We start from the raw sequence: 8,484 nt of genomic DNA, 5'->3' as shown, positions 1-8,484 counted from the left end.
AGGGCACCGAGTGCAATGCGAACCGAATATGCTTTTTGACCGATGCCGATCGATGAGAAGGATTGGAAGTATTTCTCTTCCACTTTATCCCAAGGGATGAGTGCGGCAAGCTGTACCCAGCGATTCCCAGGATTAAGCTTCCCGCCAAAGGGTAAGTAGAAATTTTCCAACAGATCTGCCATATCCCGATTCGGCACGAACACGTTCGCTCACTCCATCTGCAAGGTTTTTTGCCAATTTTCTATGTTTTCCTTGCAGATAAATTCGACAAAAGTAGCTCAAATCCCTTGTGGAATAAGGATTTTTTGTTCGTTCAGCAAGCCCTAAATAGTTGCGAAGGCCTACTATCTCGCGCAATGTGGAGTAAAGAGCCGTCAGCAGTCACCTGCGATGGAGTGTTAACGGTCGTACCCACTCTACACCTGTAAAAGCTCGTCGGCGACGCAGAATCTAAGTTTGCATCAGCTAAGATTGGCGGCTCTGAGCCCAGGCCATATAGAGCCATTGCAGCATTTACAAAGGCCGCTGTGGCAATTTGATTAGTGTTCGTCCCGGATGCAGGTGTCGGAGCCGTCGGCGTTCCGGTAAAAGCCGGTGAGGCCAACGGAGCCTTATTCGCATTCAAAGCCTCGATCGTCGTCGCCGGCGGCGTGTACCAATTGCTCTTGCCCGTGATCGCCTTGATCATATAGGCCAGCTTGCTCCACAGCCGCGTCGGCGTGTCGCTGCCTGAGGCCGCAGCGACTGTGTCGTCGATCGCCCGAGTGCCGATCACCGCATCGGTAGCCGAACCGGTCCCCGTCTTTTGAACAAATGTCAAAGCCGTCGTCCCAAGCGTAATCGCCCCCGGGTTGGACAGCACCCACCCGGTTCCCGCATTGGCGCTGCCCTCTTTCACTTGGACGAAAATGCCCGCCGCCAGCTTCGCGGACGTATCCGCATCCGCGGAACGTGTCCAGGCGTTGGAAGACGCCACGTAAATCCCGTTCTCGTTGCCGGTTGCCTGATTTTTGACCAGCACCCGATCGCCTTCGGCCAGGGCAACTCCGTCTACGGTTTGCAAGCCGCTAAGCGTTATATTCGCGATCGTTGCGGCGCGAACGTCCGCATTGACGGCCTTCATCCCAAGCGCGGAGTCGATCTTGTCCCAGTTGTCGTTAAGCATCGTCTGGATATTAAACATCTCATTGCCGTCGGTCGCCGGGTTCTTCTTTAACAAGTTCCAGATTGTCGTAAATAATGACATAATGGCTCCTTTCTACGCATCCAGGAACGGAGCGAAATCCGTCAGCCGGTGAGTTTGGATCTGATGGATCGTCATGCCCTGAACCTCGCCTACCGTGAAGTACCGAAAGGCGTACTCCACGGCAAGATGAGCGGGTTTAATCTCTTCTATCGCAGCCTTAAGGTCGTCCAAATTCGGAGGCAGCCCTAACGCGTCCACAAATTTGATCGTGAAGCTGTACGCAGCGGGCTCTTGCACGATCTCGACCGTACCGTTCGCGAACGAGCCGGCGACATTGCGAATGAGACTGAACGTAACCGTGCCCGTCCCGCGAATTTTGGATTTCACCAAACTTCTGCGCTGTTCGATAGGCTTGCTTGAATCGGTCGGAATGCCAAGCTCCTTCTCCCACGTTTCCAATCCCCACGTAACCGTGTCGACATAGAATTGGTCCAATGTCTCATCCAGCGCAAGCTTCAACCGATCGAGCTCGGTTCCTTGCGCGTCGAGAATCGACTTCATCACGCGGGAAGTCGCGTAGTACCGCGGAAGATACGTCAGCATTGACTGCCCACGCTCGCTGGCCATGACCTCAGACACTGAAGCTCACCGTCCCCGGAACGGCCACTTCGCCGAGCGCCAGTTCGATATACCCGGTGCCGCCGTTCACCGTCAGATCGGCGAAGTCGACAATTTCCGGAATGTCCAGCAGCACCGAAGCGATCCGTGTATAACGAACGACCGTGTCGGTGAACGCGAGCTGCTTCAAATAAGCCGTCAAATCCGCTTCGAATCTCGCCTTCACGTCGGCCAGCCCGGCCCCGCTGCGCAGCGTCAACTTGACCGCCACTTGAATCGGAACCTCGGTCGCCGCGGCCACGGTGACGTCGGCGCCGATGGGCGCTTTGCCGTCGCCGAGCGGGCCGTTCGGCGCGATCGCGTTTTGCACCGCTGCCACCAGCGTGGCATTCGGAGCTCGCTTCTCCAGATCGATGACGTACACTTTCACCGTTCCCGGACCGTTCCAGAGCGGTTCCACAACCGCGCGCCCGATACCGTCGACCTGGAGAGCCCACTGGATATAGTCCGCTTTGTTCCCGCTCGAGCCGGGGCTGCGGATTTTGAGCATCAGCCGCTCCAAGAGCGAAGCGTCGGACTCCTCTTCCGCTCCTCCGCTTGTCGCTTCCGCATTAATAATTCCGGTCACCCCCGGAACGGAGCCTACGAGGACGTTGATCGCCCCTGCGGCGACGTTGCCGGAAGCTCCGGCTTCAACTGCGGCAATCTCCACCGTCGCGACTCCCGTTCCATCCAAAGTGACCCCGTCGCCAACCGTCTCGAACTCGATGGATGCCGTATTCGTAATCGGATCGGCCGGCGTCGCCACCCGCGTTCCCGCCGGAACGAACGTTCCCGGCTTACCCGTCACCTGCAACGCGCCTGTCGCCTTCACTGCCGCACGCCGCGCAATTCCGTGCTCCTCGCACCGCATATCCAAATAAACGCCGAACGTCGTGGAAGCGAACCCCCTCCTCAGCACTTCCTGCGCCCAAACGGCGGAATTGAACAGTTCGTAAGCCGAAGGAGCGAGCGCGTCCCAAATAAACGAGCCCTCGGACTTGTCGATGTCGGCGGGAACCCGGCCAAGCATCCGTTCCAGGATGGCCTCTTCCGTCTGATCCTGCAAATAATCCGGCAATGCCGTCATACCGTGCTCACCACGCTTCCCTGAATGGTTCCCGTCTCGTCCCGGACGTTGGAAACCTCGCATGTAAAATAGCAGCCGTCCCCATCCCACTCGAAAACAAACCCGCGAACGGAAGCCGTCCGGGGATCGGCCATCAGCGTCTCCGTCGCGATGCGGACAATCTCGCTCTCCACGGCCGCGCGAGACACGCCCAGTCCGATAAGCGAGTCAAACTCCTGGCCGTAATTCCGGGAATAAGCCAGGTAGCGGTAACGCTCCGTTTGCAGCGCCTTGGCGCACCACTCCAGCCAGGCGCCGGTCCCGTCCGCGCCGGCAATTTTGCCCGTAGAGGTCAGAACGAATTCCCCCGCCTCGTAATCGAACCGGAAGCTGCGCCCGAATTCGACGGCGTTGCTTTCGACCGCCGAGGCCGCAACAGCCGCGTCTTCCGTCGGAAATAAATTAGCCATCCGCGCCCACCACCTTGCACACCACGACGGCGAAATTGCCGTTCTGCACCGGCACGGCGAGCACCCGGTCGCCCGGACGAAGACCCGACTGCCAGTCGATCCGCACTTCCTCGATCTCGGTATCCGTGAAGTCGAACCGCGTAAGCGGCGAAGTCGTCGCTCCGCCTAACGCCGTTCCGTCCTCCTTCACGGGTGCCGTCGTCGTCCCGACCATGAAGAAAGCTGGAATCTGGAGCTTCACGGTCCAATCGGCCACGCCGTAGTCCGGAATTTCATGGTTGAACGAGTCCAGCTTCAAACCCGCCGACGTCATCGTCCCCAGCTCGGCCGGCAGACCGGAGACGGCCTGTGCGGCCAGACGGTTAAAGCGCGTCTCCAGCGTCGATACGAGCTTCTTAAAAGGATCAGGCACACCAATCCCTCCTTACCTTGTCTTCCGCGGCCAGCTCCAGCTCCATATGACCGGGCGTGCCCAACCGGTGAACGACGTTCGTCGCGAGCAGGTCCAGCCCGTTCAGCCGCACCTTGTCGCCGGCCCGAATCGTGTTAATATCGGGAGCGGTCACGGCAAACGTCTCCTGCATACCCAGCAACGCGTTTTTCGCCGCCTTCTTGGCCTGCTCGACCGTCTCGATCTTGCAGTCTTGGATCACTTTTTGCAGCGTGCCGTACTTGTCGGTTTCTCCTTTGACCAGCGCGAGGACCGGAGACAGCTTGGCGTCGTCGCTCTGGCTGCCCAGCACCTTAACCTGCGTCACCGCGCCTTCCAGCGTCCGGTTCTGGGTCACTTCCTCCAGCGTCTCCAGCTCCCACACCGTCGCATTGCCGCCCAACCGCACCAGCTCCAGGCCGTTCGGGGTCATCCGAGGCCGGAACAACGCGCCGCCCTTGTCGGCCGTCTCCTTCAAATCCTCTTGAATCATGGAGAAAATCGATTGGCTCCGCTTGATATTCCGGGCAAGCGGGATGCCCGTGTCCGGAACGGAGCCGACGCGGATATTCCATTCTTTCGCATATTGCTTCAGCCGCTGGGAGGCCGTCTGCCCAGCAGGCATGAGGCGTTCGTCCTCCGATTTCGCCAAATAGATCGTCTGGTCGTAAATCGTCAGCGTTAAGTGCTTCGTCCCCCCGTTCACGCTGGAGCACTCCCAGATCAGGCCGGGTCGGAGCAAATCAGCCCAATCCTGGCCGCCGTAAGGAATGCCCGCGATCCGCACGGTCTGGCCGGGCGAGAGAACGGGAAGGTCCGGCGTAACCGCCAGGCGAACCGTAGCCCGATAAGCGATCTCCTCCAGCGAATCTTCCAGCGTTATTTCTTCCGCGAGATCCGAGAGGTCGTATTGGTCGGCTAAAATCAAACGATATTCGCTCATGGCATCACCAGCTTCTGACCCGGCAAAATGCGGTTAGCGTCGCTTCCGATGACCGCTTTATTTTTCGCGTAAATCGCGCTCCACTGCGAGCTGCTGCCCAATTCGCGCTTGGCGATGGAGGACAGCGTATCGCCGGGCTGCACGGTATAAACTTTCGGAACCTGCTTCATATCCGACCGTGCCGCGGCCGTCTTCCCCGTAGAACCCGCGGCGGATGCCGTTTTTTTGACTTTCATCTCCCGCCAAGTCCGGAAGGTAACGTCGAAATAAACGTCGCCCGGTTCGCCGCCTCGAAAGGTCGTAGAGTGGGCTGAGACGAACACCAAAACGTTGACAGCCGTGTCGGTGATAATCAGACGAACGGGACGTTGGTCCGTCATCATCGCGGTCAGGCGGTTCATCGCCGCTTGCGGATCGGGAAGATCGGTATACCGGCAAAAGCGGCTATCCGCCACCTTGGGGAAGAACGAGGAGAACGAGATTTCCTTCACCTTCTCCCGCTGCGCGGCGTCGACTTCACCCAGGGAGAGAATGTTCAACGTCTCGTATTGTTTCTCCCGGCCGAACACGATCTCTTCCGGATTCACCGGAAAGTGGAACTTCCCTCCCGACGAATCGATGAGATAGATGTCCAATGCGTCCCCTCCTCTCTAGCAAACTCGTATCTATATCAAACGCGGTTCTCCATGGACTGCTTGATGGAGGCCGACAGCTTCGCGCCGATCTGAGCGGCGATGGCGTCGTAATCGAGGTCCGGTTGTTGCACGGTCAGTTGAACGGCTCCGGAAGGAAGGTTGATGTTGATGGGGGAAGGATTGGCCATGCTCCGGTTCCCGGTTTGGGCAGCGGTCACACGGACGGCCTTGTCGGCGAACGATTCCGAAGGCCTCGGCAATATCTCGGGCTCGATCTCGGACTCTTGAACGCTCTTCTTTTTCTTTTTAATCCCTAGCCAACTTGAAAATTTGCCTGTCAGCCTCTGTGCGGCTTTGCCGATATTGACGCCTGCCTTGCCGCCCAGGAAGTCTCCTCCCAGCCCTCCGAGGATGCCCCCGATCAAGCCTCCGGCCGCAGTTCCCAGCACGGGCACGATAGAACCAAAGGCCGCCCCGGCTGCAGCGCCCGCTGCCGTTCCTCCCCATTCCCCGGCCGCTTGGCCGACCGCTTTGTTCCTTTCTCGACCCGGCTTGGCCGAAGCGATCGACATCACATCGGAGATGACTTCGAGAGGTCTGAATAGTTTTCCGGCTCCTTTGGTAACCGGACTTTCCAGCATCGAAGGAAGAGAGCTTCCGGCAGAAAAGAGAGACGGCCCGCCGGAAAGAAAGCCGCTGGCTATTCCCCTTGGGCCCTTTCCTTTCCCGGGAGAAGATTTGGCGATTTTGCCGAACAGTCCCTTCACCCTATCCGATATCTTCCCGAAAGGTCCGGTTCGACCGGGACGAGCGGGGCTGCCGGGGCGATCCGCTCGGAGAACTCTCCCGTCTTTCCCGTTCTTCCCGTTGCGCCCGTCTTTGCCGTCTCTGCCGTTTTTGCCGTTCCCGCCTCGGCCGCCGTTCCCTCCGTTCCCTCCGTTCCCGCCATTGCCGCCATTGCCGCCATTGCCGCCATTGCCGCCATTGCCGCCGTTTCCTCCAGTACCGCCGCGACCGCCAGCGCTGACGTTGCCGCCTTTGCCGCCAGCACCGCCGTAGCCGAGGTTGACGTTTGGTAAGGTTGGCGTTTCTTCTTTCGTGCTTTTTGGAAAAATGACCTTAAACCATCTAAATCCTTTAACATTTGAGAGCTTGGCTAAAAGCATATCAGCCACTTCTTTGGTTTTGTCCTTGGCGTAATCTTCGCCCACGCCCGCAAAGAACTTGCCGACACGCTTCCCCAAGCTCAATTTCTTCTTATCTTTATCCCCATCCGCTGATTCACTTGAAGTCGACACCTTTATTTGAGCTTGGACATTCTTTAAGAAGAATTGCACCTTTTCGGCGACACGGAACGGGTTAAACCCTATTAGGAATCCGCGCTGGAACTGCTCTCCCGCCCGCTCGCCGGGCTCGTAGAATCGGGACTCGTCCAGTTCCGGCATCGTTGCTTTAAGCTTGATCTCCCAAACGCGGCTCGTCAGCAAATTCAGCTTGGTCCCTATCGCCTTCAGCGGCTCGCATAAGCAGTCGCTCAGACGGATGGTCGGTATAATCCGTAACCGTCCAAGCGCTTCCGCCCGCTTCCCCACCTTGAGCATTTGCTCTTCTATATCCCATTTGTTAGGGCTGGATGAGATTCCGGCTGCAGGAGCATTGGAGGACGCTCCCTGTACCTGAGTCGGGACACCTGTTAAGGCGTTTTGCACCGATGCAACGGCTTGGCTCGGGTTAATTCCTTTCAAAAGACCGAATTGGAACCGACTTCCCGCCCGCTCACCGGATTTCTCGAACATGGACTCGTCCATCTCCGGCTTCCACACTTTGAACTTCATCGCCCAGACTCGGCTTGTCAGTTGCAGCAGTTTGGCCCAAATCGCCTTAAACGTCCCGCTTACGCCGTCGTTGAGCCGGATGATCGGCGCCATCCGTAACCGTCCCAGCGTCTGAGCCCGTTTCGTCACCCGATCCAAATAGCGCTCCATCGTCTGATAAGCCTGATCCGTCCTGCTCAATCCATCGGCATCGATAACAACATCCACCCTGGCGATTCCTTCCGCTGACATGGCTTCAACCTCCTTTCCAGCCGGAAGCCGCCTCCGCGGCCTCCAGCTCGAGTTCTATGCTGGCCATCAGGAACAACTGCTCCCCTCGCGGCAGCTGCCAGAAAAGACCGGGGCGCAGATGGTGCCGCACCCAGATGGCGTGAAGCATCCCGGCCAGCGCCCCGGTTTTGATCAGTTTTTTACGTCTTCCAGCTCCGTGTTGAAGCCGGACAGATCGAGCACAACGTCCCCCAAGGCCGACAGCTCTCCGGCGAGCAGAATGCGCTTGATCACTTCCTCCGCGCCGCTCGCCGAGAACTTCGCCAGCAGCTTGGCGTCGCCCCAGTTCGGGGAGACGGTGGAGGCCGCGATCAGCGAGACGTTGAACAACTCCTCGTCGAGCCGTTCAATCGTCTGGCCGCGCTTCTCCTTGCGTTCCGTGCATCGCTCGCGGATGCTGAACACCTGCTTGCCGGTCAGACCGCGAATTTTGACCGGAACGCCGAGGCGTTCGAGCAGAACGGTTTTCTCCGGAACGGTGTCCGCGTCCAGCAGCCGCTGCAGCACTTGCTCTTCAGACAGTTCTTCGGCTTCGAAAGCCATTCGGAAATTCCCCCTTCGCCCCTAAATGCGCCTTACTTCGCCGTAATCGGATCAAGCAGCTCGTAGCCCTCGAACGTGAACGCCGTCTCCTCGGCCACTTCTTCGCCGGCCGTCCAGTTGGCGAGCTGGATTTTGTCCGCCACGCAGTTGATCAGGCGGATGCGCTCGAAGCCGTAGGCCTCCGGATCGTTCAGCTTGTTGATGATGTCGAACTTGGCGAAGCCGCGCTTGATCATGTCGCTCGTCACCTTGTAGCCGCTCATCGTGCCGGTGCCCTTCTTGGCGCCCAGCTTGTGAACGGTCCACTCCGATCCCGCCAGCTTCAGCTCGCGCTTCTCCACCTCCACGGAAGCTTCCAAATGATTGATGTTCGTCTGCCAAACGCCGTCGATAAAAACTTGTCCATAAGTGCCGAGAATGGCTCTGGTCGGATCCATCATGTTCCG

The 8,484-nt window shown here is 58.4% G+C and carries 11 protein-coding genes and 1 pseudogene; all 12 read right to left on the bottom strand.

The features are described 5' to 3' along the window. A pseudogene (locus G485_RS0110635) lies at nucleotides 1-182 on the bottom strand (IS5/IS1182 family transposase); the annotation flags it as partial. A 131-nt stretch (nucleotides 183-313) separates the two neighbouring features. After that, nucleotides 314-1,246: a hypothetical protein gene (locus G485_RS30620; RefSeq protein ID WP_051318176.1), complete on the bottom strand. Its 933-nt coding sequence runs from the start codon at nucleotides 1,244-1,246 to the stop codon at nucleotides 314-316. Between the two features lie 12 nt (nucleotides 1,247-1,258). Further along, nucleotides 1,259-1,789: a YmfQ family protein gene (locus tag G485_RS0110625; protein ID WP_240489121.1), complete on the bottom strand. Its 531-nt coding sequence runs from the start codon at nucleotides 1,787-1,789 to the stop codon at nucleotides 1,259-1,261. A 28-nt stretch (nucleotides 1,790-1,817) separates the two neighbouring features. After that, the gene (locus tag G485_RS0110620) at nucleotides 1,818-2,933 is read right to left on the bottom strand and encodes a baseplate J/gp47 family protein (RefSeq protein WP_027092539.1); all 1,116 of its coding nucleotides are present in this window, start codon (nucleotides 2,931-2,933) and stop codon (nucleotides 1,818-1,820) included. Next, the gene (locus G485_RS0110615) at nucleotides 2,930-3,382 is read right to left on the bottom strand and encodes a DUF2634 domain-containing protein (RefSeq protein ID WP_027092538.1); all 453 of its coding nucleotides are present in this window, start codon (nucleotides 3,380-3,382) and stop codon (nucleotides 2,930-2,932) included. Before G485_RS0110615 ends, G485_RS0110620 begins: the two co-directional genes overlap by 4 nt. Then, entirely contained in the window at nucleotides 3,375-3,794 is a 420-nt protein-coding gene (locus G485_RS0110610; protein WP_027092537.1) for a hypothetical protein, read from the bottom strand. Before G485_RS0110610 ends, G485_RS0110615 begins: the two co-directional genes overlap by 8 nt. Further along, nucleotides 3,787-4,755: an XkdQ/YqbQ family protein gene (locus G485_RS0110605; RefSeq protein WP_027092536.1), complete on the bottom strand. Its 969-nt coding sequence runs from the start codon at nucleotides 4,753-4,755 to the stop codon at nucleotides 3,787-3,789. The genes G485_RS0110610 and G485_RS0110605 overlap by 8 nt, the downstream gene beginning before the upstream one ends. After that, nucleotides 4,752-5,390, bottom strand: coding sequence for a LysM peptidoglycan-binding domain-containing protein (locus G485_RS0110600; protein ID WP_027092535.1), 639 nt, complete (start codon nucleotides 5,388-5,390; stop codon nucleotides 4,752-4,754). The genes G485_RS0110605 and G485_RS0110600 overlap by 4 nt, the downstream gene beginning before the upstream one ends. Nucleotides 5,391-5,425: 35 nt before the next feature. After that, a complete protein-coding gene (locus G485_RS29855) occupies nucleotides 5,426-7,456 on the bottom strand; it encodes a hypothetical protein (protein WP_051318175.1) in 2,031 nt (676 codons plus the stop codon). Nucleotides 7,457-7,460: 4 nt separating this feature from the next. Further along, complete coding sequence (locus G485_RS30395) at nucleotides 7,461-7,604, bottom strand: hypothetical protein (protein WP_169732307.1); 144 nt, start codon at nucleotides 7,602-7,604, stop codon at nucleotides 7,461-7,463. A gap of 23 nt (nucleotides 7,605-7,627) precedes the next feature. Continuing rightward, complete coding sequence (locus tag G485_RS0110585) at nucleotides 7,628-8,038, bottom strand: phage tail assembly chaperone (protein ID WP_027092534.1); 411 nt, start codon at nucleotides 8,036-8,038, stop codon at nucleotides 7,628-7,630. 32 nt (nucleotides 8,039-8,070) lie between these two features. After that, on the bottom strand, nucleotides 8,071-8,478 hold the full coding sequence (locus tag G485_RS0110580; protein WP_027092533.1) for a phage tail tube protein: 408 nt from the start codon (nucleotides 8,476-8,478) through the stop codon (nucleotides 8,071-8,073). Nucleotides 8,479-8,484 lie beyond the last annotated feature (6 nt).

It is taken from the genome of Cohnella thermotolerans DSM 17683 (assembly GCF_000429825.1).
Taxonomy (GTDB): domain Bacteria; phylum Bacillota; class Bacilli; order Paenibacillales; family Paenibacillaceae; genus Cohnella; species Cohnella thermotolerans.
This window is presented reverse-complemented; position numbering and strand designations above follow the sequence as displayed.